At 69.3% G+C, this 1,236-nt stretch carries 1 protein-coding gene; it reads right to left on the reverse strand.

Going from position 1 to position 1,236, the window contains the following annotated elements; genetic code table 11:
• Nucleotides 1-100 precede the first annotated feature (100 nt).
• The coding region (gene fxlM, locus AB0J67_RS41260; protein ID WP_363491300.1) for a methyltransferase, FxLD system at nt 101-1,236 on the reverse strand (1,136 nt) is incomplete at its 5' end.

Here is a 1,236-nt window from a genome sequence, read left to right on the forward strand (position 1 = left end):
CCTGTTAGAGGGGGTAGTTCTCACGAACACCCCGGCTAGGCCCGCTTCTGTCATTCCCCACGTCGAGGGACAAAAGCCCAGCTCATGTAAAAGAGAAAGCTCAGAGGGCTGGGTATTCGACCGTCAGCGAGCATTCCCGCTTGGCGATCACGACCAGGCCGGGCTGGTCGTCGGCGAGCGTGCCGCCGCGGTAGGCGATGACCTTCGGCTCCTCGTTGCGGGCCGCGTTCCAGGCCCGGATCTGTGCGCACAGCCGGTCGGCGAGTTGCGGGCCGGTGGGGCCGTGCGCGGCTGCGCCGAGTTCATATCGGCGTTGTGGCGCGTCGGACTTGGTCCTCAGCACGAAGTATGCCAACGAGTCGTCCTCGGCGATGGCCGGGCTGCGTACTGGAATGGCCGGCTTGCACAACCCGGACGCAACGGCGCCGGGCTTGGCCTCGATGCGGCACGTGCCAGGCTCCACGGCGGTCATCCGCAGCCAGATGCCGTCGAACGGCTCCTCCGACACGATCGTGACGTCCGTCCAGGTCTCAGTCTTGGGCTGGTCGAGCACCCCCGCGAGCGCGGCAGGGTTGATGGCCTGGTCCTCGTCCCAGTAAAGGCGCACGGTGCCGTCGGGGTCGATCGCGGCGGACCTCTCGCCGTCCTGCCCGATCATCGGTACGAAGCCGCACAGCACGACCGACTCCGAGACGAGCCGGTCCCGGTCGCGGACCAGGGCGAGGCTGCGGGTCTGGCCGCGCCAGCGCAGCGGCACGACGATGCGCCCGCCGGGCGCGAGCTGGTCCCACCAGGCGGCGGCGAGGTCGAACGCGCCGACGGTGACCACGATCTTGTCGTAGGGCGCCGCTTCGGCGTAGCCGAGTGCTCCGTCGCGGGTGACCACGCGGACCTGCGGGTAGCCGTTGGCGTCGAGTGCTCGGCGGGTGCCGTCGGTGACCCATGGGTCGATGTCGAGCGTGGTCACCTCGCCGTCTGGTCCGGCGAGGTGGGCGAGGTAGGCGGCGTTGATGCCGGTTGCCGAGCCGATCTCCAGAACGCGGTCACCGGGCTGGATGTCGGCCTGGTCGAGCATCGTGGCGACGAGTGTCGGCACGGAGGAGCAGCTCAGCGTCGCGCCGGTGTCCGGGTGCTTCAGCGTGATGACGGCGAGTTCGGGGTCGTAGGCGTCCTCGGCGGTGACGTCGGCGTTGATCTCGCGCAGGAACTCCAGGCGCGGGATGGCGCTCATCGTGT

This window comes from Catellatospora sp. NPDC049609 (genome assembly GCF_040675365.1).
In the GTDB taxonomy this organism is placed as follows: Bacteria; Actinomycetota; Actinomycetes; order Mycobacteriales; family Micromonosporaceae; genus Catellatospora.